Here is a 22,096-nt window from a genome sequence, read left to right on the forward strand (position 1 = left end):
GCACTCCAGATCCCCGGTGATGCGGGAGAGTTGCATGGCAGACGGCAAGAAGACGATTTCGGCGGATGCCAGCAATCCGTTCCGCACTATCCTCAATCTGTGGCCCTACATGTGGCCGGCCAGCCGCACCGATCTCAAGATGCGCGTCGTCTGGGCTTCGGTCTTCCTGCTGATCTCCAAGTTCGTGCTCCTGCTCGTCCCCTATTTCTTCAAGTGGTCGATCGACGCGCTGAACGGCAAGATGGACCTGAACGGCATCGTACCGAACTTCATGATGGGGGCCGTTGCCCTCGTCATTGCCTACAATGTCACTCGGCTGATCCAGCTCGCCCTCAACCAGCTGCGCGATGCGCTTTTTGCCAGTGTCGGCCAGCATGCCGTGCGCCAGCTGGCGTTCCGCACCTTCGTGCACATGCACCAGCTGTCGCTGCGGTTTCACCTGGAGCGCAAGACCGGCGGCCTTTCGCGGGTCATCGAACGCGGCACCAAAGGCATCGAGACGATCGTTCGCTTTACGATCCTCAACACGGTCCCGACTTTCGTAGAGTTCCTGCTGACGGCTGCGATCTTCTGGTGGGGCTACGGCTTTTCCTACCTCGCGATAACAGCCGTGACCGTTACCATCTACATCTGGTTTACAGTGCGGGCCAGCGACTGGCGCATCTCGATCCGCCGCACGATGAACGACAGCGACACAGACGCCAACACCAAGGCCATCGATTCTCTGCTGAACTTCGAAACAGTCAAATATTTTGGCAACGAGGAGATGGAGGCGAAGCGCTTCGACAAGTCGATGGCGCGTTACGAGAAGGCCGCGACCGATGTCTGGACGTCGCTTGGCTGGCTCAATTTCGGCCAAGGCGTGATCTTCGGTCTCGGCACCACCGTAATGCTGATCTTTTCGGCCTTCGCCGTGCTCAACCACACGCAGACGGTCGGCGATTTCGTGTTCGTCAACTCGATGCTGTTGCAGCTCTCGGTGCCGCTCAATTTCATTGGTTTCGTCTACCGCGAAATTCGCCAGGGTCTGACAGACATCGAGGAGATGTTCGATCTGCTCGAGGTTCAGGCCGAGGTCACCGACGCGTCCGGGGCTACCGAACTGACGATCCACCAAGGCGCCATTGCCTTCAACAACGTGCATTTCGCCTATGACGCGGCGCGACCTATCCTAAAAGGCATCTCCTTCGAGGTGCCGGCCGGCAAGACCGTGGCGGTGGTCGGGCCCTCCGGCGCCGGCAAGTCGACGCTGTCGCGGCTACTGTATCGCTTCTACGACGTCCAGAGCGGCACGATCACCATCGACGGCCAGGATGTGCGCAGCGTCACCCAGAAAAGCCTGCGCAGGGCAATCGGCATGGTGCCGCAGGACACGGTGCTTTTCAACGACACGATTGCCTACAACATCCGCTACGGCCGCCCGGACGCCGACGACGCTGCTGTTCTGGCTGCTGCCGAAGTGGCGCAGATCGGCCATTTCATCGACCAGCTTCCCGATGGCTTCGAGACCAAGGTCGGCGAGCGCGGCCTGAAGCTCTCCGGCGGCGAGAAGCAGCGTGTGGCCATAGCACGCACCATTCTCAAGGCGCCGCCAGTGCTGATCCTTGACGAGGCGACCTCGGCACTCGACACGACGACCGAACAGGAGATCCAGGCTGCGCTCGACGTCGTTTCGAAAAACCGCACGACGCTGGTCATCGCCCACCGCCTGTCGACCGTCATCGGTGCCGACGAGATCATCGTTCTCAAGAGCGGCGAGATTGCCGAGCGCGGCACCCATGCCGGCCTGCTGGAGCAGAACGGCCTCTACGCCTCCATGTGGAACCGCCAGCGCGAAGCGACACAGGCGGAAGAACATCTGAAGCAGGTTCGCGAGAGCGACGACCTCGGCGTCGTGGTGCGTCTATCGCCAGCCACCTGATCAGCAGCGAGCCGCCGGCGCGATCAGCTGGGGGCGGCGGTCTCGGCGGCATTGCTTGCCGCCCGTTTTGCCTGTAGTCAGCGTCAGGGCTAACAACGGAAGGCCGCCATCGATGAGCTTGTACAACACCATCCGCAATACGATCGTCCCTGTTCACAAGGAGGGCTACGTCTTCGTTGCCGCCTTCTTCGTGGCATCGCTGGTCCTCGGGTGGTTTTTCAAGCCGCTTTTCTGGATCGGCCTGATCCTGACACTCTGGTGCGCCTACTTCTTTCGCGATCCGGAGCGGTTGACGCCGCAGGACGAGGACCTCGTGATCTCGCCGGCTGACGGCAAGGTATCGAGCGTTGTGATGATCACGCCGCCGGCCGAGTTGAACCTCGGTGTCGAACCGATGCTGCGCATCTCCATCTTCATGAACGTCTTCAACTGCCATGTGAACCGCGCGCCGATGCGCGGCCGCATCAGCAACATCGCCTATCGCAAGGGCAACTTTCTCAACGCCGAGCTCGACAAGGCCAGCGACGAGAACGAACGCAATGGCATGGTCATCGATACCGTGCGCGGCCAGATCGGCGTCGTACAAATTGCCGGCTTCGTGGCGCGTCGTATCCTCTGCTTCGCCCAGTCCAACGAGCCTATCGAAGCTGGCGAGCGCATCGGCCTCATTCGTTTCGGCTCGCGCCTCGACGTGTTCCTGCCGGCCGGATTTTCGCCCCGCGTGACGCTCGGCCAGACGGCGATTGCCGGCGAAACAGTCATTGCCGAATTCGGGTCGCTGAAAGGCCCGACCACCAGCCGACGCGATTAAGCGTCACCGGGAGATCGCGACATGAAGACGCCATTTCCTCAGCTGGAACCGCTCGGCGAAAACGAAGAAGCACGCGGCCCGCGCCTGCGGGAGATCCCGCTGCGGCTGATGGTGCCCAACCTCATTACCGTGCTGGCGATCTGCGCCGGCCTGACCGGGGTGCGGCTCGCCTTCGAGGAGCGCTTCGAACTGTCTGTCGCGATGGTTCTGGTTGCAGCGTTTCTCGATGGGGTCGACGGCCGGGTTGCGCGGATGATGCGGGCGACGTCCAAATTCGGTGCGCAGATGGATTCGCTCGCCGATATCGTCAACTTCGGCGTGGCGCCGGCTCTTGTGCTTTATGTCTACGTGCTGAACCAGGCCCATTCTCTCGGCTGGATCGCGGCCCTCATCTATGCGATCGCTGCCGGGCTGCGGCTGGCGCGCTTCAATGTGATGGCCGAGCGCGACAACAAGGCCCCGTGGCAATCCGAATACTTCGTTGGTGTCCCGGCACCGGCGGGTGCGATGCTGGTGCTTGCACCCGTCTATCTCGGCTTCCTCGGCATCATGCCCGACAAGACATTCGGCTACATTGCCTCAGCCTATACCGTCATCATCGGCTTCCTCCTGGTGAGCCGCCTGCCCGTCTGGTCGGGCAAGAGCGAAGGCAGCCGTATCCGCCGCGACTTGGTGCTTCCGATCATGCTCGGAGTCGTCGTCTATGTGGCACTGCTGATGAGCTACACCTGGGAGGTGATGGTGGTAACCGTGGCCGGCTACCTCCTGTCTCTACCGCTTGGCGCCCGCTCCTGGCAGCGCAAATATGGCACCTACACCATCAACGGCCCTGCAGACCCCGATGTCGATGACGCCAACGACGATATCGGCCGGCATATCTGACACCTCCAGCTGACAGCATCGGCGCCCCCTCTCGCCATGCCGCCTGAAGATACTGACGGCTGCTCAGCCTGTCCGGCGGCCCGCATTGGCGTGCCATCTCCCTCCTCATTGATGCGGCATTCGCGAATCAGGCCTCGCGTCAGGCTCGCGGATTATGCTGCACGTTCACAAAAGCTGATCGGCACCGCCTCCGATTCGTCACGATTGGCCGTGAAAGAGAAAGCATTACAACCACCTGGGAAGGAGATCCTAATGAGCACCGTCAACACAAGTACGACACAACCGGCCAAGACAGACCTCGCATCGCTCTACCGCCCGATCGGCCTCAAGGCCGTGACTGCCGCCCATCTGATGCTGAAGGGCAAGTCGGCTACCTCCAAGAAGATCGCTTAAGCGCCGGCATAGAATTTATAGAGCAGGCTGAGGGCAAGCAGGCTCATCACGACACCGATGATTGCATCGAGGACCCGCCAGGCGGCGGGTTTGGCAAAAACCGGCTGCAGCAAGCGCGCGCCGTAGCCCAGCCCAAAGAACCAGACGAAAGAAGCCGCAGCGGCACCTGCGCCATAGGCGAACCGCGACGTTCCCTCATAGGCCGCGGAAAGGCTTCCCAGCAGCAGCACCGTATCCAGATAGACGTGCGGATTGAGAAAGGTGAATGCCAGGCAGGTCGCAACTGCTGCCGGCAGGGTCAGCCCGTTGCCACCGGCGGCGCGCATCGCCTGCGGCCGCCATGCACGGCGAAAGGCCAGCACGCCATAGGTGCCGAGGAACACGGCGCCACCGATGGTCACGAAGGCTATCAACCGCGGCGACTGGGCCACTACGGTCCCCAACCCTGCCACGCCGGCGGCAATCAGCAACGCATCAGACAGCGCGCAGATCAGGCAAAGCACGAAGACATGCGACCGCAGCAGCCCCTGGCGCAGGATGAAGGCGTTCTGGGAGCCGATGGCGATGATCAGCGAGGCACCTAGCAGGGCGCCGGAGAAAGCGGCAGAGAGAATTGGCATCGGGAATTCCACAAAATGACAAGGGCACGTCAGAACAGGCGCAACTGGTCGTCTCCCGGGTCATGTTTGCGCGCCGGCTTCAGGCGCGGCTGCACTTCAATCGGCGTTTGCAACTCCGGGCCCATGTTGGAAACCTTGTTGACGAGATCGGAGACGGCGATGGCCTCGAACAGGTCTTCGTCGGCCGGCACCATCAGATCTGCGACCTCGCGCGGCTCCTGCGTCCGGCAATCCAGCCATCGCGCGAAATCCTCGGGCTTGATGACGACGGGCATGCGGTCATGGATCGGCGAAATCGTTCCGTTGGCGGTCGTGGTCAGGATGGCCCCGGTATCGACTTCGGAGCCATCGGCCGACGACCAGGTTTCCATCAATCCGGCAAAGACCACGACGCCGCCGTTGCGTGGGCGTATCCAGTAGGGTTGCGACTTCTCGCCACTCTCCTTGTCGGGCCTGTGCCACTCATAAAAGCCGGAGGCGGGTATCAGCACGCGGCGATGGCGCATGGCGGCGCGGAACGAGGCCTTTTCGATTGCCGATTCGGCACGGGCATTGAGCAGCAGGGGAAAAGCCTTGGGATCCTTGACCCAGGAGGGCGTCAGCCCCCAGCGCACGAGCAGGGCACGACGATCCGGGAGGTTGCTGCCCGCATCCTGGCGTTCCCCGGAAACGACCACGAGGATCGGCTGGGTCGGGGCAATGTTGAAGCGCGCGGGAAAGCTCTCGAGTTCCAGGAGCCCGAGCAATTCCCGCACCTCTTCGGGCGTCGCTTTCAACGCAAATCGGCCACACATGAGATCTGTCTTGCATTCACCGCAGGTCCGGTCAAGGCCACGCTAGCCGCGCGGGCCAAACAGGATCAGCAACGTTCCCGCCAGGCAAACCACGGCACCGGAAATATCCCAACGGTCAGGCGCCCGGCCCTCGACCAGCCAGAGCCACAGCACCGACGCAACGATATAGATGCCGCCATAGGCGGCAAACGTGCGACCGGCCGCCTCGCTCGGCACGAGTGTCAAAAGCCAGGCAAACATCGCCAGCGACAGCATGCCGGGAGCCAACCACCAGAGCGTCTTGCCCAGCCGCATCCAGCCCCAGAAGGCAAAGCAGCCGGCAATCTCCGCTAGCGCTGCCAATGCGTAAAGCCCGTACGTGATCATTCGCAACCCATGCCGCCAATTATCTTTTGGTTTAGGATATGGCATTGCTGCGAAGGTGTCGTCAAAGCTAGATGAATAATCTGCAGCATGCGATGTTGAGAGCAATTGCTTCAACAGTTTAGGGTGCCCCATGACCCCAACTCCACAGCCTGCATCCTCCGCGATCCTCGAGCGCGACGGACGGTTTTTGCTCGTGCTGCGCCGCAATCCTCCGTCCAAGGACATGTATGCCTTTCCGGGTGGGCGGGCGGAGGCCGGCGAGACACCGGCCGAGACGGCTTTGCGCGAGTTCGAGGAGGAGACCGGTATTGCCGTCAGCAATCCCCGGCCCTTTGCGACCTACGATCTTCGCCATCCTGGCAAGGACGGCAGTGCAGACAGCCACTTTATTCTGTCCGTATTTCTGGTAGACGCCGACGAGGATGCGGTTGCCACTGCCGCCGACGATGCGGCTGAAGTCGGCTGGTTCACGCTCGACGAGATCAGGGCATTGCCGGTGCCACAGAGCGTTCTCGAATGTGTCGAGAAGCTGTCGCAAACGCATTAATTGCGGGAGAAGCGGCCAGACCACTTGCTCGCACCCTCCGCAGCCTGTCAACTGGCACGATGATTCCCCGGCCTGTCATCGTCATCTCGCTGTTGCTATCGCTGTGCGCCATCCAGGCTGAGGCGGCGTCGCCCAAGGCAGAGCCTGTACCGGATCCGCCGCCGGCAGATGCGGGGACCCCAGCGCCCTACGACGATAAGCTACTTCGGCTGGGTGAAATTCTGGGCTCGGTGACCTATCTCCGTCACCTGTGTGCGCCAACAGAGCCGCAAGATTGGCGCGAAGCCATGCAAAAACTGTTGGACACGGAGACGAAGCACGAGCCGAAAAGGAAGGAACGAATGACCGCTGCATTCAACCGTGGCTATAGATCTTTCGCTTCCGTCTATACGGATTGCACGCCACAGGCTATGACCGCCGAACAGCAGTACCGTAACGAAGGTGCAACACTCGCTGGCGAAATAACTGCGCGGTTCGGAAATTGACGCTTTATTAACCTCTTTCCATAGCGACCCGTGTCGTTTTAGGAAAAGGCTGTTAAACTTGTTAACCGGGCAGTAAGTACACCGGGCGTTCTCGAGGATTAAAGAAAATGATGGAACCAAGCCTCAACGACATCGACGACATGATCGTCCATGAGAAGATGCAGGCGGCTCTGGAATATCAGAACGAAGCCTGGGCGGACGGTGTAGCCGACGGTATCGAACCGGAAATCATTGCCGGCGCCGCCATCGCCCATGCCTTGCGCGAGACCATACGCCTTCAGGGCGAACAGGGTGCCGAGGCCTTGCTCGAATCGCTCCGTGAACGCATGTTGTCGGGCGAGTTCTCGCCGATCCGTTCCCTGCAATAACCTCAAGAGATCTTTTATGCCGCGTGCCATGGGCGATGTTCTGCGACAGTCTGTCACCTCCGTGATGGCTGCGACGCTTCTGGCAGCAAGCGCCATGCCGGCCGCACCCGCCTTTGCATTTTCGCTCCTTAACGATGCTGTGAAGCAAGCTCCTGCTACACCACGCGATAATCCCGTCCTGCAGGCATTGGAAGCACCCAGCAAGGGCATCCCCATGCCTGACCCGCTGGTGAACAGCCAGGCCGCGCCGAGCACAGGCGACAGTGCGCCAGCGAGCGGCACTCCAACCAAATCTGTCGAATTCCTCTTTGATATCAACAAGGCGCCTGACGCGGTGCGCAAATTGCGCGAGGCCATCGTCGAGGCCGCCGCCTCCGGCGATCCGGAACGCCTGCGCCCGCTGATGAATGTCGGCGGCGGTCTTAACCAGACGCAGGTAACGGCTGACGATCCGGGCGAAGACCCGATCAAGTCCCTTCACGACCTCTCCGGCGACAAGGACGGTATCGAGGTGATGTCGATCCTTCTCGACCTGCTGTCGACCGGCTTTGCGCATGTCGGCCAGGGAACGCCGAATGAAATGTATGTCTGGCCGTACTTCGCCGGAAAAGACATCAAGACGCTGACGGCGCCTGAAAAGGTCGACCTGATGCGGATCGTCACGGCCGGCGACTACTCCGACATGCTAGAATTCGGTGGCTACAATTTCTACCGGGTCGGCATTACGCCAGACGGCAAGTGGAAGTTCTTCTCGGCCAGCGAATAGCCTGCCAGCGGCGGGAACTTGCGATCGTCTCCCGTCACGCCTACTTTCAGGCCTCAGCACAAACGTGACGGATTGCCCATGCCAGCCGTATTTCTCAATGACCGCTCACTGCTGCGCATCATCGGCGCGGACGCCGAATCATTCCTGCAAAACCTGATTACCACCGATCTCGGCGCCCTTGCCGCAGACGAAGCGCGTCCGGGAGCGTTGCTGACACCACAGGGCAAGATCATGTTCGATTTCATGATCTGGCGCGACGGTGACGGCTTTGTCGTCGAGACGGACAGCGTCCAGGGCGAAGCGTTGCTGAAGCGGCTTTCGATGTACCGACTTAGGGCGGCGGTCGAGATTACGGCTTCCGACGAGCAGGGCGTGACCGTCAGCTGGGGCGACGCTGGCAACGGCGGATATGCCGACAGCCGCTTTGCGAAGGCCGGCGTTGCACTCCAACGCCTTCCCGGCGCCCATGGCGACGATCCCGTCGCCATCTACGACGCCGCGCGGATTGCTGCGGGCGTTCCCTCCTCCGGTATCGACTTTTCGTTGCAGGACGCCTTTCCCCACGATGTCCTGATGGATCTGAATGGCGGGCTCTCTTTCCGGAAGGGTTGCTACGTCGGCCAGGAGGTGGTGTCGCGCATGCAGCATCGCGGCACCGCCCGCAAGCGGCTGGTGCTGGTCTCGGCCGACTCTGATCTCCCGGAAACCGGAACCGTCCTTCTTGCCGGTGGGAAGCCGATCGGCACATTGGGTTCTGTCTCTGCCAACAGAGGCCTTGCCATAGTTCGCATCGACAGGGCGGGAGAAGCCATGGCGAGCGACACGCCGATCCTTGCCGGCGAACTTCCTGTGGCATTGGCCCTGCCCGCCTGGTCCGGGCTTTCGTTCCCAAGCAAGGCCGACGAGGCCACGGCGTGACACCGACGAAAGAACCGCGTGCGTGGCAGCGCATGCTGTCGGGGCGTCGCCTCGATTTGCTCGATCCCTCGCCGCTCGATGTCGAAATCGGAGATATTGCCCACGGGCTGGCGCGCGTCGCCCGCTGGAACGGCCAGACGTCCGGCAGCAACGCATTTTCGGTCGCACAGCATTGTCTCGTCGTCGAGGATATTCTGCGGCGGATCGTGCCGAGTACAGCTGATGACCTGCTGGTGGCCCTGCTGCACGACGCGCCGGAATATGTCATCGGCGACATGATTTCGCCGTTCAAGGCAGTGGTCGGCGGCGGCTACAAGGCCGTGGAAAAGCGGCTCGAAGCCGCCATCCACCTGCGCTTCGGCCTGCCCGCCCATCCGTCGCGGTTGCTCAAGGACAACATCAAGAAGGCGGACACCATCGCCGCCTATTTCGAAGCGACCGTTCTCGCCGGTTTCACACCTGTCGAGGCGAGGAAATTCTTCGGCCAGCCGCGCGACATCGTCCAGGAGATGCTGCCGATCGATCCCCTGCCCGCCATAGAGGCGCAAGCGCTGTTCCTCGCCCGGTTTGAGGCGCTGGAGGCGGAAAGACGCAGAGCCGCAGGTTTCGCACGATGAGCGCCATTATCGTTTCACCGCTCGAGCGCATTGCCGAGATGGCTGTGCGCCACGCAGCCCGCGAGATGATAAGCCTGATGGCCGAGCAGCACAGCTTTCACCGGCCCGCTGTGATCTCGGCCGACCGCCATTTGCTGCTCGGCATGAACGACATCACTTTTGCCGGCAATGACAAGCTGGTCGCACCGCAGGAAGCCCATGTCGAGCAGATCATCGCCTTTGCGCGAAGCTGGGACCGCTCCGCCCCGTTGCTGATCCACTGCTGGATGGGTGTTTCCCGTTCGCCGGCAGCAGCGCTGATCGCAGCACTGGCAATCGATCCCGATGTAGACGATGTCGCCCTCGTCGCTCGCCTTCGCCGCGCATCACCGCAGGCAACGCCGAATTCAAGACTAGTGGCGTTTGGCGATCAGTTGCTGGGACGGCAGGGCAGACTGGTCGCAGCGGTCAAGGCTGCCGGGCGTGGCGCGGACAGCGACGGCAACATGCCTTTCGTCTTGCCGCTCGACCCGGCTGGTTGACCGGGCCGGCAATTGCTCCATCTACCGCCCGACATTGCAGAAAAGGCTGGTCTATCATCATGGAAAATCAGGCAGCGAACCTTATCGTCGCTACACGGACTGCGTTGACGCAGGCGAGTGCGCTGGCCGTTCAATATACGTTTTCGATCATGGGAGCGCTCATCCTGCTGATCTCCGGCTGGGTCCTGGCCGGCTTCGTCAGCCGCTGGGCATTCGCCGGCATTTCACGCGTCCACGGCATCGATGAAACACTGGCGCGCTTTTTCACCAATGTCCTTTATTATGGCTTGCTCATTCTGGTGTTCGTCACCGTGCTCGGCCAGTTCGGCGTGCAGACGGCATCGATCATTGCCACTCTCGGGGCTGCGGGGCTTGCCGTCGGGTTGGCGCTGCAGGGTACGCTTCAGAATATAGCTGCCGGCATCATGCTGCTGGTGCTGCGGCCATTTCGGGTCGGCGAGTATATTGAGACGGGAAGCGTCACCGGCACGGTCAAGGAAATCGGGCTGTTCGCCACGGAGCTAAGGACGGCGGAAGGCCTTTACCGACTGGCCCCGAATTCGACGCTCTGGAACACGCCGATCACCAATTTCAGCCGCGAGCCCAGCCGCAAGCACAAGATCACCATCGGCGTCAGTTCGAAAGGCGACATCGATGCGGTGCTGGCGACGCTGATGGAGATAGCGGAAAGCGATCCCAACGTGGAGAAAACGCCCGCGCCGACTGCCTATGTCAACAGCCTCGGCGGAACGATCAGTGTGACGTTGCAATACTGGGTCAGCACCGGCGGCTGGAGCACCACGACGCGCGAGATGATGCGCAAAACCAAGGCGTCACTCGATGCCAGGGAGATCGAGATTTCCTGATGCTCGCTTGTCGCGATCGGGACGCAAGTTATACGGCGCTATTGACGGGTAAAGAACGGCCGAACTCATAGGGTGCGGCCAGGTCCGTGTAGGCAGACATTTCGGCCTGCATCTCGGCTAGATAGTCCTCGAGTGCGTCGTGCCTGACCCTGCTCCCGATCTCCGTGCCGGGCGCAGAAGCGGCCTGCGATCCAAGAATATGTATTCCTTGCGGAAACTGAACTGTTTTCAACATTGCCGTGGTCTCCGTAGCGGACATAAATGGACCCTTCCTTCGGCGCATTGGCGCACGTCGGTTCGGTTGCGGCGTATGAAGAGCCTTCGCAATCACAACTGCTCAAGACGGGTGGGGCTGGAAAACCAGGCGATCATCGCCGGTATGTAAATTGGGCCAACAATGTCTGCCGGCTATAAAACGCGTAGGTACACGCAAATCGAAATCGTTAAATAAGTGGCGACACCTGCCAGTCGCGGCGGCATCGTCAGGAAAGTTGGTCAGGCCGCCATGTCGTCCAGGGCATACTGGCCATAAGTGTTGCGATAGATATCGGTTGGTTGCGCATCGCTTTCGGAATCTACATCCGCAGCACCGCCCATCAGGGGAGCGCCATTTCCATCGGTCGGGATCTGCATCAGCTTTGCGACCAGACTGACCAGCGCGCTGCTGCTGGTACTAACGCTCGGCTGCTCGTCGACATTGGCAGCCATGATGCCGGGGCGCTGATCTGCCGCAATTTCTTCACGGCTCAACAGCCCGTCGCCATTGGTATCGAGGCGGAGAAGAGTTCCACGGTAGGGATAGGAAGATGTTGATACTGATACATGGGACATAGGGACCTCCTAGGGAAGGTGCCGCCTCATGCGACGTCGGTTAGACGCAGTACAATTTAAATCATTTATTAAGAAGTAAACCGATTTGCGCTCCGGGTCAAAACAAAAAGTTAATGGTCATTAACCATAGTGATTTCTACCCACGCGACGCTACCGGTGTGATTCTGCAATCGGAAGAAGGCGAGATGGCAATTGCAAACAATGGCGCCCGTGGATAACGGGTATCGTCTCCCGCCCCCGATCAGCTAGGATCGGGCCCGGTCCAACGAGGCCGATTCTTCATGAACGATAGGAACGGCGATGCGTGATACCCTGCTGTCGGAAGCCTTTTCTCCTTTCGGTGCACTGGCATCCTCTCTCGTGGCCCATGCAACGGATAGCGACGATGGCTCCCATGACATCGCTCATATCCTCCGGGTGTTCAAAAACGCCATGCATATCCGCTCGGTGGATGGCGGTGACGGGCGCATCCTGACGGCGGCTGTCCTGCTGCACGATTGTGTCTCGGTCGAGAAAGATTCGCCGATGCGTCATCAGGCTTCGGCGCTTGCGGCAGACAAGGCGTCAGGCGTCCTTGCGGGCATGGGATGGTCACCTGACGACATTGCAGCAGTGGCGCACGCCATCACCACCCACAGCTTTTCCGCTAACCTGCCGCCGCAGACGCTGGAGGCGAGAATATTGCAGGATGCCGACCGGCTGGACGCAATCGGCATGGTCGGTGCGGCCCGGTGCTTCTACATCGCCGGACGTCTTGGCTCCGGTCTCTACGATCCCCTCGATCCTCTGGCCACCCAGCGACCGCTCGACGACAAGCGCTTTGCGATTGACCACTTCGAGACAAAGCTGTTCAAACTGGCCGATCAGTTCCAGACGAAGACCGGGGCGGCCATGGCCAAGGCGCGGCACGAACGTCTGAAAACAGTGCTTTCCATGTTCATCGATGAAATCTGAGAGGCAGCATGCGTATCAGCGACCTGTTTATCTACCCCGTGAAGAGCGCACGCGGTATTGCGTTGCAGGCCTCGGCGGTCGATGCCTTCGGCCTCGTCGGCGACCGGCGCGCCATGGTAGTGGCTCCCGACGGAAAAGCGATCACCCAGCGCGAACTGCCGCTGCTGGCCCGGATCACCGTAGAGATTAGTAGTGGATCACTCCTCCTGCGTATGGAGGGAAAGAGCGATATCGTTGTCCAGCGCCCCAGCCCGGTCGCGCGTCTCGACGTGGACATCTGGAAATCGATCGTCAGTGCTGCTGTCGCCGACGAGGCAACCAACCGGGCACTATCCGGCTGGCTCGGCCGAGAGGTGCAACTCGCGATTTTTGACGACGCATCGGAACGCCTCGCGGAGGAAGCCTGGGTCGGCAGTGCAGCGCCTGTGACCTTTGCCGATGGCTTCCAGATCCTGGTGACGACAACCGGCTCGCTGTCCGCTCTGAACGAGGACCTTGCCACCCATGGCTCGTCGCCCGTCGGAATGGATCGCTTTCGCCCAAATATCGTCATCGATTGTCCAGAGCCGTGGCAGGAGGATCGGTGGGCGGCGATCGAGATCAACGGCATTAGGATGGATCTCGTCAAACCCTGCGCCCGCTGCATCATGACCACCCAGGATCAACTCACCGGCTCTCGCGACGTCGCCAACCCGATGCCTTCCATGGGACGCCTCAGGATGTCTGCAGACCGGCGCGTCCCCGGCCCGCTGTTCGGCTGGAATACCGTGCCCCGTGGCGAAGGCATGATCGAGGTCGGCAACCTCGTGAAGATCATCGAAGAGCGCAGCGAAGGCTGGGCGTTCAAATGACGGTGAGTGGCGCACCGGTCTAAAGCGGCACCGCTTGGGGGGATTCTTCAAGCTCAGCTGCTGCTGCTGCCCTGTCCAGCGCCTTCAGTGCCGACTGGACGAAACCGTGGCGGGTTGCGCCGATATCGATGCCCCGCGGCTCGTAGACGTGGCGATGGAGGAAGAAGCCGCTCAAGCGAAACGCAGCGGCCAGACTTTCCCCGTCCGCCGCCTTGCCGTTGCCGACAGCCAGAAAGGCCGGAAGCGCCAGCATCTTGTCTGCCCAGGGAGCACCTGCAGCCCGGCTGACGGCCCTGCCCGACTTCGGAGAAACGTAGACGAGGTCTTCCCTCACGCCGGTCGCAGCGCATTCCGCCAGATCGAGGCCAAAGCCGAGGTCGTTGAGGACGGCCAATTCAAAGCGCACGAAAAGCTCGCCGGCATCGGCGGGATCATGCAGGTTCTCCAGAATGACGTCGAGCGCGTTGTAGAGGTGAGGATGGGGGTCGCGCTCGGGCAGCAGCCGAAGAAGTGCTGCCATTGCCTGGACCCCGTAGACCGCCGTCGCCGTTTCCATCAGCCGGGCTGCGCGGAGACGCACTGGCTCGACGCGGAATTCGCCGAGATGCTCGTCCAGCCGCGCGCGCCAGGTGACTTCGACCTGGTTCCCGGCCTGCAGCACAGGCTGCATCGACCGCGAGCGGCCGGAGCGGACGAGCCCCAGATGTCGACCATGGCCATGGGTCATCATCTCGGCGATCACACTCGATTCGCCAAGGCGCTTGATACCCAAAATGATGGCTTGGTCCTGCCACTGCATCCGACGCACTCGTCCCTATGAAGACGCAAGTCTAGTGGAAAGCAGGCAGGCTGTCACGAGAACCGCTTCAGACGGTGGCCGGAAACATCTTGGCCAGGAACTGCAGCATGGCCCGTTCGTCGAACGGCTTCACCAGCAGTGGCGCATCCTGCAGGTCATCCGGGAACTCCTGCGTATCGGAGTATCCGCTGACGAAACCGAAGGGGATGCCGCGCTCCGTCAGGAGCCGTGCAAAATTGAAACTCATCGCTTCGCCAAGATTGACGTCGAGGAGAGCCAGATCATATTGGCCGAGGTTAATCGCTGCCAAAGCTTCGTCGAGGTTCGACGCCAGCTCGACCTTGGTCGAGCCAATTTCACGAAGGATTTCCTCCGCTTCCATCGCAATGATAAGATTGTCTTCGAGAACGAGAACGCGCTGCGGAATCATTGGCATCTTTCTTGCCAAGAAGGCCGGTGCGAAGCGCAGTCTGCCAGTAGAAGTCTCATCTTGGTCTCCGGCGTTCCGCGCAGCCATGTCGATGGAAGGCATTTGCCTTCCCTCTATTGTAGTCGTTTCGGGCCATCTTACCATAGTTGTGCAAACGCCTATAATTAACGACCCGCTCTACCTATGCTGTTTCCTGCGGTTAAGCATTTAAAAAAGACATGTATTTTCATTCGGATATCAAATGAATGGGCGTTTACCTCCGCTTATCCCGCTCCATTCCGCCAGATCGGCCAATCCTTGCCCGTCCAGCACGTCGCAACCGCGCTCCTGCCAGCGAATCAATTTGCGCTCGGCGAGTTTCTTCAGCGTTTTGTTGGTGTGAACAATCGAAAGACCCAGAGTGTCGGCAATATGCTGCTGGGTGACAGGCAGCACAGTCCTGCCGCTGAACAGCTCGATGGCACTTACACGCTGATGCAGATAGGCCAGCAAATAGGCCGCCCTTTCCAGCGCCGAACGCCGGCCGATGCTGAGCAGGTGCTCATCGAGGATGCGCTCCTCCTGTGCCGCGATCCATGTCAGGTCGTATGCCAGTGATGGATGCCTGTTATACAGCGTCATCAGTTTGTCGCGCTCGAACACACAGAGCGTCACCGGCGAAAGTGCCTCCACAGAGTGCTGCATCTCGCCCATGATCGTTCCCTGCAGACCTAGAAGGTCACCGGGCATGACATAATTAAGGATTTGGCGGCGACCGTCTTCCAGGACCTTGTAGCGAAAGGCCCAGCCGGAAAGCACGGTGAAAAGGTGGGCGCTGTGCGAACCCTCGACGAGGATTGTCGCGCCAGCATCGACGGCGAGTTCGCCACGCTTGAAATGCGAGACGAAATCGAGCTCGTCGGCATCGAACTCCCGAAAACTCGGCTTCGCCCTCAGCGGGCAAAGCTCGCATGGGGTCCGGGTATCATTCGTATTGGCGGTCTTGCTCATAGCTGACTTTGCAACTTGCTGCGAGACCGTCCGGACCCGCCGTTAGGAAGCCTGTGGGTGGAGTACCAAAGTGAGGGTCACTTCGGGAAATCCAGCCCCATTTCTCGGAACCTGGCCGGATCGTCGCCCCAGTTTTCACGGACCTTGACGAACAGGAAGAGATGAACCGTCTGCTCCAGGATTTCGCCGAGTTCCTTGCGGGATGCGCTCGAGATAGCCTTGATCGTTTCGCCGCCCTTGCCGAGTGCAATCTTCTTCTGGCTGTCGCGCTCGACGTAGATCACCTGCTCGATGCGCACCGAACCATCCTTGCGCTCTTCCCACTTCTCCGTCTCGACATGCGAGGAATAGGGAAGCTCCTGGTGCAGGCGAAGGAACAGCTTTTCGCGGGTAATTTCAGCGGCCAGCTGACGGATCGGCAGATCGGAAATCTGGTCTTCCGGATAGTACCAAGGACCTTCCGGCAATGTCTTTGCCAGATAGTCCATGACATCCTCGCAACCGTGGCCCTTTTCGGCCGAGATCATGAAGGTCTGGGTGAAGGGGATCTTTTCGTTGGCAGCCAGCGCCAGCGCCAGCAGGTCTTCATGCTTGACCTGGTCGATCTTGTTCAGCACCAGGATCTTCGGCTGATAGACGTTTTTCAGGCCTTCGAGGATGGCATCGCCATCGCCGCGAAGACCGCGCTCGCTGTCGATCAGCAGCATGATCAGGTCGGCATCCTTGGCGCCGCCCCAGGCAGACGTCACCATGGCGCGGTCCAGCCGGCGGCGCGGCTTGAAGATGCCGGGCGTGTCCATGAAGACAATCTGGGTGCGGTCGTGGATTGCGATACCGCGCACGATGGCGCGCGTCGTCTGCACCTTGTGGCTGACGATCGACACCTTCGCCCCGACAAAGCGGTTGACGAGGGTCGACTTGCCGGCGTTTGTCGGTCCGATCAGGGCGACGAAGCCCGAGCGTGTCGGGCGTTCATCGGCTACGGCCACGCCGTCAACAGCGCTTGTGTCTTCAGTATCGGTCATTTTTTCCGTCATTTTCCGGCAGACGAACTCTGCCATACGCCTTCGCGCTCCAGAATCTTGGTCGCGGCCACCTGTTCGGCGGCGCGCTTGGAGCGATCTGTCCCAGTCTCAGGCTTTGTTCCCGCCACCTCCACCGTCACCGTGAAGCGGGGATCATGATCCGGTCCGCTTCGGTCTTCAATCCGGTAAACCGGACTGACGGCAAACTTTGCGTGGGCCCATTCCTGCAATTCTGTCTTGGCATCGCGCCGGGAGCCATCGGCGCGAATGGCCCGCCCCTCCCAATAGCGCAAAATGAACTTCCGCGCCACCTCCAGGCCACCCTCGAGATAGAGCGCGGCAATCAGGCTTTCGACGACGTCGGCGCGGACGTTGAGCATCCGCTTGCCCGTCGTTTTCTTGACGTCGGCACCGGTGCGAATGAAGAGATGCAACTCCATCTCGTCGGCCACCTGCGCACAGGTTTCGGCGCTGACAAGCTGATTGAGGCGAACCGAGAGTTCCCCCTCGTCCGCCTTGCCGAAGGTGCTGAACAGCAGTTCTGCGATACAAAGCCCGAGCACGCGATCCCCGAGGAATTCGAGGCGCTCGTAGTTGGCACCTTTTTCCGTGCGCGCGCTGGCATGCGTCAGCGCGCGGTCGAGGCGTTCCTTTTCGGCAAATTCGTGGCCAATCGCTGCCTCAAGTCTGGCACGGTCGGCCGACGAAAGTGCCTGTAGCTTGGTCATTGCACGACCTTGAAGATACGGTTCCAGCGCATGTTGCTCGGCCACTTCCAGATTTCGCGGAACGAAGTGTCGTTGCCCAGCGAGAAGAAGATGACGCTTGCGCGACCGACAAGGTTTTCAGCCGGCACGTATCCAACGTCGAAACGGCTATCCAGCGAGTTGTCGCGGTTGTCGCCCATCATGAAATAGTGGCCTGGCGGAACGACGAACTCCTGCGTGTTGTCGCCACGCGACACAGGCGACTGATCGAGCGTGTCGAAGGTCTTGCCATTCTCGAAGGTTTCGCGAAACACCGGGACGTCTTCGCCCGGATCCTGCTTGTAATCCGACGTGAAGCTGCCGTCCGGGGCGCGCGGTACGGCCTGGCCGTTGATATAGAGAAGATCGTCCTTGACCTGGATGCGGTCGCCCGGCAGGCCGACAAGGCGCTTGATGTAATCGATCTCGGGATTTGGCGGGAACCGGAAGACGACGACATCGCCGCGCTTCGGCTCGCTTGCAAAGATCCGCCCGCTGAAGAGGTTGGGCGAGAACGGCAAGGAGTACTTCGAATAGCCATAGGCGAACTTGTTGACGAAGATATAATCGCCAACCAGCAGCGTCGGCATCATCGAGCCGGACGGGATGGTGAAGGGCTGGAAAAGCACCGTCCGGATCACCATTGCCAGGAGCAATGCCTGAACGATGACTTTGACGTTTTCCCACAGGGCATTCGGCTGCTTTACGGCTTTCTCGGACACGAAGTCTTATTCCTTTTTTGCACCCCACCGGCGCAATTGACTGTCAGGCACTCTCTAGCCGCTTCATATCACTGCTGCAATGCCACCCGCATGAAAAGCGACTGAAGCAAGGCATCAGGATGTCGCGGGCACAGCCTCGATGATCACAAAGGCTTGAGCCAGCGGAAAGTCGTCGGTAATGGTCAGGTGAATGACGGGCTTGTGGCCAGCCGGCATCATCGCGGCAAGGCGATCGGCAGCTCCACCCGTCAATTGCATGGTCGGCTTGCCGCTCGGGAGATTGACGACGCCCATGTCGCGCCAAAAGACGCCCTGGGCAAGCCCCGTGCCAAGAGCCTTCGAGCAGGCCTCCTTGGCCGCGAAACGTTTGGCGTACGACGCCGCGCGGTTCTTGCGGCTGTCGGATTTCTGGCGCTCGAGGGCGGTAAAGCAACGTCCGGTGAAACGCTCGCCGAAGCGCTCGATCGATTTTTCGACCCGACGGATGTCGATCAAATCACTGCCGATGCCGATGATCATGCCGGATCTCCTGGTAGACGCGATACATTGCGCCTAGACGCTGGATGCATTCTCGACTGCAAGCGTGACGCGGTCGCGGGCGCGCTCCATAAGCCGTGCCTTGCGGCGGCGCTGAAAGCCCCGGACACCGTAGAACGTGATGCTGTAGACGATGACACCAGAGACGATGGCAGGGGGAATGGCGCCGATCAGCATCGGCTTCAGGACGACATCCCACAATTGCCAGACGTCGAGCTGGTGGAACAGCGCCGGGAGGTCGATGGATCCGCCCTGGTTGCCGCTATCGCGCCCGAGGATCAGATGCCCGATCTCCCATGTGATGGCCCAAATGAAGGGGTAGGTAAAAGGATTGCCGGCCGCAAGGCAGCCGAGGGTCGCTGCGAGCAGGTTGCCGCGAACGATGTAAGCCAGCACGAAAGCGATGACGATATGGACACCGATCACGGGCGTCCATGAAACAAGGATGCCTGCAGTAAAACCAGCCGCAATGGCATGCGGGGAAGCACTGAGGCGAACGATGCGTCTCTGGAAATAGCGGACAGGACGCATGAAGCCCTTGCGGGGCCAGACCATGTCGCGCAGCTTTTCAGTTAGCTTCTGTGGTTTTCTTCGGCGAAATAACATGCGGCATATCTAGTGCAGGCGAAGCCGCGATGACAAGAGCGCTCATGCGCTTCTTTTTCCGAGTGATGCAAGTGTTTTACCACTCGCAAGCGGCGTTGCATTTGCACGCCGCCTTTCCCATTTCGTAAGTCTACTGTCGATTAACGGTTGCGGAATGCACCACGGTCGACCTGACGCTGACGATACTCAAGGTCAAAGCGGTCGTTAGAACCGTTGAGGTAAGCCATTTCGCGTTCTTCAACACTAGGAACGCGAAGGGCGCGGGCGAATTTCTTGAAGGGACCAAACATTGTCATTTCCTCATCTGGTTGTTCTTTCGATGAGGTGAATATAGCTCGTGCAGGCGTTAATGACCAACGCCCGATTACCAGTGCAGCCATGCATTCTATGCATACGTAGGCTATTACCTGCGACAAAATGACTAAGAAACGATCATAAAAGATGCACATGGCGCCTCCGGTGCCTGCGGCCCGGTTAATTATTCATAAAGACGCTTAACAGTGGCAATGCAGTCGAGGTCCTTCAACTGCAGCAACATCTGGTTCAGCTGGCGCAGATCCCAGACTTCGACATCGAGCGCCATCTCGGTAAAATCGGCTGCAACACGCACGGTATTGAAGATGCGGATGTTGACGTCGATGTCGGCGACGGTCTGCGAGATCTTGGCAAGGCTGCCGGGTTCGTTGAGAGCATTGATCAGCACGCGGGCGGTGAACCGCGACTTGTTGGCCTCGTCGAGGTCCCAGCGCACGTCGATCCAGCATTCCGGCTGGTCGTCGAAGCGTTGCAGCGCAGGCGACTGGATGGGATAGATGATGATTCCCCGGCCCTTCTCGAGGATGCCGACAATACGGTCCCCGGGCACTGCGCCCGTCGGCGCGAAATGCACGGCCACGTCGGCGGCCAGTCCGCGGATCGGCAGGGTTTCGAGGTCGTCAATGCCGGCATTGGCGAGATCGGCGACCTTGCTCTGGCCAGGTATCTTGAAAATCATACCGGCGCCGCTGCGGACATTGAACCAGCCCTCGTCGCCGGCAGGCTTAACCGTCACCCGTTCGTCCTGGTGATCGGGATAGACCGCGCGCAGCACGTCCAGCGACGACATCTCCCCTCGCCCGACAGCAGCAATGGCATCCTCGACATCCTTCTGGCCGAGCCGGTGCAGCGCCGGCTTCAGCGCGTCTCGGGTGAAGATCTTGCCGGCCCGCTCGAAGGTACGCTCGAGTATGCGGTAGCCGAGGCCGGCATATTGCTTGCGGATGGCCATGCGGGTGGCGCGACGGATGGCGGCGCGCGCCTTGCCGGTAACGACGATCTCTTCCCAGGCGGCGGGCGGTACCTGCACGCCGGAGCGAATGATCTCGACCTCGTCGCCGTTTGCAAGCCGTGTGACGAGCGGCATGATCCGACCATTGATCTTGGCACCGACTGTCGTATCGCCGATGTTTGTATGCACGGCATAGGCAAAGTCGATCGGCGTTGCGCCGCGCGGCAGCGCGATCAGCTTGCCCTTCGGCGTGAAACAGAAGACCTGATCCTGGAACAGTTCGAGCTTGGTATGCTCGAGAAACTCCTCCGGACTGTCACCCTCCGCCAATGCCTCGATAGTGCGGCGCAGCCATGAGTATGCGTTGCTTTCGCGCGACAGCAGATCGCCTTCCGCCGCGTTCTGATCCTTGTATAGCGCGTGAGCTGCAATGCCGTATTCGGCAATCTCGTTCATGCGCCGGGTGCGTATCTGCAGCTCGATGCGCTGGCTCGACGGGCCGACGATGGTGGTGTGCAGCGAACGGTAGTCGTTCTGCTTGGGCGTGGAGATGTAATCCTTGAAACGACCGGGAACGACGCGCCAGCGCGTGTGGACGATGCCGAGCGCCCGGTAGCAGGCAGGCAGGTCGTCAACGATGATACGAAAGCCATAGACATCCGACAGTTGCTCGAACGACAGGGACTTCGACTGCATTTTTCTGAAGACGGAATAGGGTTTCTTCTGCCGGCCCTTGGCGACGGCATTGTCGAGGCCGTTGGCGACCAGGAGATCGCGCAACTCGGTTTCGATCTTCTTGACCAGCCCCTCGTTGCGTTGCGACAACTCCTCAAGGCGCTTGGTGACTGTGTCGTGTGCTTCCGGATTGATATGGCGGAAGGACAGTTCCTCCAGTTCCTCGCGCATGTCCTGCATACCCATGCGCCCGGCAAGCGGCGCGTAGATGTCCATCGTCTCTTCCGAGATGCGGGCGCGCTTGTCTGCCGGCATGTGGTCGAGCGTGCGCATGTTGTGCAGGCGGTCGGCGAGCTTCACCAGCAATACGCGCACATCGTCGGAGATGGCGAGCAGCAGCTTGCGGAGGTTTTCAGCCTGCTTTGCCTTGCGGGTGACGAGATCGAGCTTCTTGATCTTCGTCAGCCCCTCGACCAGCCGGCCGATGTCCTCACCGAAAAGCTCGTCGATCTCGGCCCGCGTTGCCGTCGTGTCTTCGATGGTATCGTGCAGGAGGGCGACCGCAATCGTCGACTCGTCGAGATGCATATCCGTTAGGATCGCAGCGACTTCCAGCGGATGAGAAATATAGGGATCGCCGCTGGCGCGCTTCTGCTGTCCATGCTTTTGCATCGCATAGACATAAGCCTTGTTCAGAAGCGCTTCGTTGGCATCGGGCTTGTACTTCTGAACTCGCTCTACAAGCTCGTATTGCCGCATCATCCAACGCTACTCCGGTAAAAAGAAAA

The 22,096-nt window shown here is 60.3% G+C and carries 29 protein-coding genes; 14 read left to right on the forward strand and 15 right to left on the reverse strand.

The features are described from left to right. The first annotated feature begins 34 nt into the window (after positions 1 to 34). The 4 genes from J5278_RS13345 to J5278_RS13360 all read left to right on the forward strand — a co-directional run bounded on the left by J5278_RS13345 (position 35) and on the right by J5278_RS13360 (position 4,007). Positions 35 to 1,921 carry an ABC transporter ATP-binding protein/permease gene (locus J5278_RS13345; RefSeq protein ID WP_209183312.1) on the forward strand — a complete coding sequence of 629 codons (1,887 nt, stop codon included), beginning with the start codon at positions 35 to 37 and terminating at the stop codon, positions 1,919 to 1,921. 112 nt (positions 1,922 to 2,033) lie between these two features. Further along, a complete protein-coding gene (locus J5278_RS13350; protein WP_209187378.1) occupies positions 2,034 to 2,732 on the forward strand; it encodes a phosphatidylserine decarboxylase in 699 nt (232 codons plus the stop codon). 21 nt (positions 2,733 to 2,753) lie between these two features. After that, entirely contained in the window at positions 2,754 to 3,614 is an 861-nt protein-coding gene (pssA, locus tag J5278_RS13355; RefSeq protein WP_111220425.1) for a CDP-diacylglycerol--serine O-phosphatidyltransferase, read from the forward strand. Between the two features lie 252 nt (positions 3,615 to 3,866). Continuing rightward, positions 3,867 to 4,007: a hypothetical protein gene (locus J5278_RS13360; RefSeq protein ID WP_162854772.1), complete on the forward strand. Its 141-nt coding sequence runs from the start codon at positions 3,867 to 3,869 to the stop codon at positions 4,005 to 4,007. On the opposite strand, the gene J5278_RS13365 is transcribed toward J5278_RS13360, so the two are convergent. Genes J5278_RS13365 through J5278_RS13375 form a run of 3 tightly spaced genes read right to left on the reverse strand, consistent with a single transcriptional unit; the run spans position 4,004 to position 5,784 of the window. Further along, positions 4,004 to 4,621 carry a LysE/ArgO family amino acid transporter gene (locus J5278_RS13365; RefSeq protein ID WP_209184087.1) on the reverse strand — a complete coding sequence of 206 codons (618 nt, stop codon included), beginning with the start codon at positions 4,619 to 4,621 and terminating at the stop codon, positions 4,004 to 4,006. The genes J5278_RS13360 and J5278_RS13365 overlap by 4 nt on opposite strands. Positions 4,622 to 4,656: 35 nt before the next feature. Next, positions 4,657 to 5,421: an SOS response-associated peptidase gene (locus tag J5278_RS13370; RefSeq protein ID WP_209183310.1), complete on the reverse strand. Its 765-nt coding sequence runs from the start codon at positions 5,419 to 5,421 to the stop codon at positions 4,657 to 4,659. 42 nt (positions 5,422 to 5,463) lie between these two features. Then, entirely contained in the window at positions 5,464 to 5,784 is a 321-nt protein-coding gene (locus J5278_RS13375) for a YnfA family protein (RefSeq protein WP_209184086.1), read from the reverse strand. Between the two features lie 133 nt (positions 5,785 to 5,917). On the opposite strand from J5278_RS13375, the gene J5278_RS13380 reads away from it, so the two are divergent. From J5278_RS13380 to J5278_RS13415, 8 genes are all read left to right on the forward strand, one after another. Beyond that, the gene (locus J5278_RS13380; protein WP_209183309.1) at positions 5,918 to 6,334 is read left to right on the forward strand and encodes an NUDIX hydrolase; all 417 of its coding nucleotides are present in this window, start codon (positions 5,918 to 5,920) and stop codon (positions 6,332 to 6,334) included. A 59-nt stretch (positions 6,335 to 6,393) separates the two neighbouring features. Then, positions 6,394 to 6,819, forward strand: coding sequence for a TIGR02301 family protein (locus tag J5278_RS13385; RefSeq protein ID WP_209183308.1), 426 nt, complete (start codon positions 6,394 to 6,396; stop codon positions 6,817 to 6,819). Between the two features lie 110 nt (positions 6,820 to 6,929). Continuing rightward, on the forward strand, positions 6,930 to 7,187 hold the full coding sequence (locus J5278_RS13390) for a hypothetical protein (RefSeq protein ID WP_142829924.1): 258 nt from the start codon (positions 6,930 to 6,932) through the stop codon (positions 7,185 to 7,187). A gap of 16 nt (positions 7,188 to 7,203) precedes the next feature. Beyond that, positions 7,204 to 7,953 (forward strand): hypothetical protein, encoded by a 750-nt coding sequence (locus J5278_RS13395; RefSeq protein WP_209183307.1) that lies wholly within the window; start codon positions 7,204 to 7,206, stop codon positions 7,951 to 7,953. 78 nt (positions 7,954 to 8,031) lie between these two features. Next, positions 8,032 to 8,871 carry a folate-binding protein YgfZ gene (locus J5278_RS13400; RefSeq protein ID WP_209183306.1) on the forward strand — a complete coding sequence of 280 codons (840 nt, stop codon included), beginning with the start codon at positions 8,032 to 8,034 and terminating at the stop codon, positions 8,869 to 8,871. Next, positions 8,868 to 9,488 (forward strand): HD family hydrolase, encoded by a 621-nt coding sequence (locus J5278_RS13405; RefSeq protein WP_209183305.1) that lies wholly within the window; start codon positions 8,868 to 8,870, stop codon positions 9,486 to 9,488. The genes J5278_RS13400 and J5278_RS13405 overlap by 4 nt, the downstream gene beginning before the upstream one ends. Beyond that, positions 9,485 to 10,009, forward strand: a complete 525-nt coding sequence (locus J5278_RS13410; RefSeq protein ID WP_209183304.1) for a tyrosine phosphatase family protein — start codon at positions 9,485 to 9,487, stop codon at positions 10,007 to 10,009. Before J5278_RS13405 ends, J5278_RS13410 begins: the two co-directional genes overlap by 4 nt. Positions 10,010 to 10,068: 59 nt before the next feature. Then, positions 10,069 to 10,875 carry a mechanosensitive ion channel family protein gene (locus tag J5278_RS13415; RefSeq protein WP_142829754.1) on the forward strand — a complete coding sequence of 269 codons (807 nt, stop codon included), beginning with the start codon at positions 10,069 to 10,071 and terminating at the stop codon, positions 10,873 to 10,875. 28 nt (positions 10,876 to 10,903) lie between these two features. Here J5278_RS13415 and J5278_RS13420 read toward each other — a convergent pair whose 3' ends face one another. Both J5278_RS13420 and J5278_RS13425 read right to left on the reverse strand, forming a co-directional pair. Then, entirely contained in the window at positions 10,904 to 11,110 is a 207-nt protein-coding gene (locus tag J5278_RS13420; protein WP_209183303.1) for a hypothetical protein, read from the reverse strand. A gap of 260 nt (positions 11,111 to 11,370) precedes the next feature. Next, positions 11,371 to 11,706 carry a hypothetical protein gene (locus tag J5278_RS13425; protein ID WP_209183302.1) on the reverse strand — a complete coding sequence of 112 codons (336 nt, stop codon included), beginning with the start codon at positions 11,704 to 11,706 and terminating at the stop codon, positions 11,371 to 11,373. Positions 11,707 to 12,006: 300 nt separating this feature from the next. Here J5278_RS13425 and J5278_RS13430 point away from each other — a divergent pair, with 300 nt between their 5' ends. After that, positions 12,007 to 12,660 (forward strand): HD domain-containing protein, encoded by a 654-nt coding sequence (locus J5278_RS13430; RefSeq protein WP_209183301.1) that lies wholly within the window; start codon positions 12,007 to 12,009, stop codon positions 12,658 to 12,660. An 8-nt stretch (positions 12,661 to 12,668) separates the two neighbouring features. Further along, positions 12,669 to 13,511, forward strand: coding sequence for an MOSC domain-containing protein (locus tag J5278_RS13435; protein WP_219258277.1), 843 nt, complete (start codon positions 12,669 to 12,671; stop codon positions 13,509 to 13,511). A 19-nt stretch (positions 13,512 to 13,530) separates the two neighbouring features. Here the strand turns inward: J5278_RS13435 and recO are convergent, their stop codons facing one another. The 10 genes from recO to J5278_RS13485 form a co-directional block, all read right to left on the reverse strand. Continuing rightward, the gene (gene recO, locus J5278_RS13440; protein WP_209183299.1) at positions 13,531 to 14,310 is read right to left on the reverse strand and encodes a DNA repair protein RecO; all 780 of its coding nucleotides are present in this window, start codon (positions 14,308 to 14,310) and stop codon (positions 13,531 to 13,533) included. Positions 14,311 to 14,377: 67 nt separating this feature from the next. Continuing rightward, a complete protein-coding gene (locus J5278_RS13445; RefSeq protein ID WP_374108578.1) occupies positions 14,378 to 14,746 on the reverse strand; it encodes a response regulator in 369 nt (122 codons plus the stop codon). Positions 14,747 to 14,977: 231 nt separating this feature from the next. Further along, the gene (locus tag J5278_RS13450; RefSeq protein WP_142829764.1) at positions 14,978 to 15,730 is read right to left on the reverse strand and encodes a Crp/Fnr family transcriptional regulator; all 753 of its coding nucleotides are present in this window, start codon (positions 15,728 to 15,730) and stop codon (positions 14,978 to 14,980) included. Between the two features lie 77 nt (positions 15,731 to 15,807). Further along, positions 15,808 to 16,755, reverse strand: coding sequence for a GTPase Era (era, locus tag J5278_RS13455; RefSeq protein ID WP_111220408.1), 948 nt, complete (start codon positions 16,753 to 16,755; stop codon positions 15,808 to 15,810). 8 nt (positions 16,756 to 16,763) lie between these two features. Further along, complete coding sequence (gene rnc, locus J5278_RS13460; protein ID WP_142829767.1) at positions 16,764 to 17,483, reverse strand: ribonuclease III; 720 nt, start codon at positions 17,481 to 17,483, stop codon at positions 16,764 to 16,766. Then, positions 17,480 to 18,223: a signal peptidase I gene (gene lepB, locus J5278_RS13465; RefSeq protein ID WP_209183298.1), complete on the reverse strand. Its 744-nt coding sequence runs from the start codon at positions 18,221 to 18,223 to the stop codon at positions 17,480 to 17,482. The genes rnc and lepB overlap by 4 nt, the downstream gene beginning before the upstream one ends. A 114-nt stretch (positions 18,224 to 18,337) precedes the next feature. Further along, a complete protein-coding gene (acpS, locus tag J5278_RS13470) occupies positions 18,338 to 18,742 on the reverse strand; it encodes a holo-ACP synthase (protein WP_209183297.1) in 405 nt (134 codons plus the stop codon). Between the two features lie 33 nt (positions 18,743 to 18,775). Further along, positions 18,776 to 19,366, reverse strand: a complete 591-nt coding sequence (locus J5278_RS13475; RefSeq protein WP_111220404.1) for a DUF2062 domain-containing protein — start codon at positions 19,364 to 19,366, stop codon at positions 18,776 to 18,778. 140 nt (positions 19,367 to 19,506) lie between these two features. After that, on the reverse strand, positions 19,507 to 19,656 hold the full coding sequence (locus tag J5278_RS13480) for a DUF3563 family protein (protein ID WP_111220403.1): 150 nt from the start codon (positions 19,654 to 19,656) through the stop codon (positions 19,507 to 19,509). Positions 19,657 to 19,844: 188 nt separating this feature from the next. Continuing rightward, positions 19,845 to 22,070, reverse strand: coding sequence for a bifunctional (p)ppGpp synthetase/guanosine-3',5'-bis(diphosphate) 3'-pyrophosphohydrolase (locus tag J5278_RS13485; RefSeq protein WP_142829773.1), 2,226 nt, complete (start codon positions 22,068 to 22,070; stop codon positions 19,845 to 19,847). Positions 22,071 to 22,096 lie beyond the last annotated feature (26 nt).

Source organism: Rhizobium sp. B21/90 (genome assembly GCF_019355815.1).
In the GTDB taxonomy this organism is placed as follows: Bacteria; Pseudomonadota; Alphaproteobacteria; order Rhizobiales; family Rhizobiaceae; genus Rhizobium; species Rhizobium rhododendri.

What these genes read in the sequence shown, in the direction of transcription:
- J5278_RS13345 (WP_209183312.1), top strand. Translation starts at nt 35, where the DNA reads ATGGCAGACGGCAAGAAGACGATTTCGGCGGATGCCAGCAATCCGTTC.
- J5278_RS13350 (WP_209187378.1), top strand. Translation starts at nt 2,034, where the DNA reads ATGAGCTTGTACAACACCATCCGCAATACGATCGTCCCTGTTCACAAG.
- pssA (WP_111220425.1), top strand. Translation starts at nt 2,754, where the DNA reads ATGAAGACGCCATTTCCTCAGCTGGAACCGCTCGGCGAAAACGAAGAA.
- J5278_RS13360 (WP_162854772.1), top strand. Translation starts at nt 3,867, where the DNA reads ATGAGCACCGTCAACACAAGTACGACACAACCGGCCAAGACAGACCTC.
- J5278_RS13370 (WP_209183310.1), bottom strand. Translation starts at nt 5,421, where the DNA reads ATGTGTGGCCGATTTGCGTTGAAAGCGACGCCCGAAGAGGTGCGGGAA.
- J5278_RS13380 (WP_209183309.1), top strand. Translation starts at nt 5,918, where the DNA reads ATGACCCCAACTCCACAGCCTGCATCCTCCGCGATCCTCGAGCGCGAC.
- J5278_RS13385 (WP_209183308.1), top strand. Translation starts at nt 6,394, where the DNA reads ATGATTCCCCGGCCTGTCATCGTCATCTCGCTGTTGCTATCGCTGTGC.
- J5278_RS13390 (WP_142829924.1), top strand. Translation starts at nt 6,930, where the DNA reads ATGGAACCAAGCCTCAACGACATCGACGACATGATCGTCCATGAGAAG.
- J5278_RS13395 (WP_209183307.1), top strand. Translation starts at nt 7,204, where the DNA reads ATGCCGCGTGCCATGGGCGATGTTCTGCGACAGTCTGTCACCTCCGTG.
- J5278_RS13400 (WP_209183306.1), top strand. Translation starts at nt 8,032, where the DNA reads ATGCCAGCCGTATTTCTCAATGACCGCTCACTGCTGCGCATCATCGGC.
- J5278_RS13410 (WP_209183304.1), top strand. Translation starts at nt 9,485, where the DNA reads ATGAGCGCCATTATCGTTTCACCGCTCGAGCGCATTGCCGAGATGGCT.
- J5278_RS13415 (WP_142829754.1), top strand. Translation starts at nt 10,069, where the DNA reads ATGGAAAATCAGGCAGCGAACCTTATCGTCGCTACACGGACTGCGTTG.
- J5278_RS13420 (WP_209183303.1), bottom strand. Translation starts at nt 11,110, where the DNA reads ATGTTGAAAACAGTTCAGTTTCCGCAAGGAATACATATTCTTGGATCG.
- J5278_RS13425 (WP_209183302.1), bottom strand. Translation starts at nt 11,706, where the DNA reads ATGTCCCATGTATCAGTATCAACATCTTCCTATCCCTACCGTGGAACT.
- J5278_RS13430 (WP_209183301.1), top strand. Translation starts at nt 12,007, where the DNA reads ATGCGTGATACCCTGCTGTCGGAAGCCTTTTCTCCTTTCGGTGCACTG.
- J5278_RS13435 (WP_219258277.1), top strand. Translation starts at nt 12,669, where the DNA reads ATGCGTATCAGCGACCTGTTTATCTACCCCGTGAAGAGCGCACGCGGT.
- recO (WP_209183299.1), bottom strand. Translation starts at nt 14,310, where the DNA reads ATGCAGTGGCAGGACCAAGCCATCATTTTGGGTATCAAGCGCCTTGGC.
- J5278_RS13445 (WP_374108578.1), bottom strand. Translation starts at nt 14,746, where the DNA reads ATGCCAATGATTCCGCAGCGCGTTCTCGTTCTCGAAGACAATCTTATC.
- J5278_RS13450 (WP_142829764.1), bottom strand. Translation starts at nt 15,730, where the DNA reads ATGAGCAAGACCGCCAATACGAATGATACCCGGACCCCATGCGAGCTT.
- era (WP_111220408.1), bottom strand. Translation starts at nt 16,755, where the DNA reads ATGACCGATACTGAAGACACAAGCGCTGTTGACGGCGTGGCCGTAGCC.
- rnc (WP_142829767.1), bottom strand. Translation starts at nt 17,483, where the DNA reads ATGACCAAGCTACAGGCACTTTCGTCGGCCGACCGTGCCAGACTTGAG.
- acpS (WP_209183297.1), bottom strand. Translation starts at nt 18,742, where the DNA reads ATGATCATCGGCATCGGCAGTGATTTGATCGACATCCGTCGGGTCGAA.
- J5278_RS13475 (WP_111220404.1), bottom strand. Translation starts at nt 19,366, where the DNA reads ATGTTATTTCGCCGAAGAAAACCACAGAAGCTAACTGAAAAGCTGCGC.
- J5278_RS13480 (WP_111220403.1), bottom strand. Translation starts at nt 19,656, where the DNA reads ATGTTTGGTCCCTTCAAGAAATTCGCCCGCGCCCTTCGCGTTCCTAGT.
- J5278_RS13485 (WP_142829773.1), bottom strand. Translation starts at nt 22,070, where the DNA reads ATGATGCGGCAATACGAGCTTGTAGAGCGAGTTCAGAAGTACAAGCCC.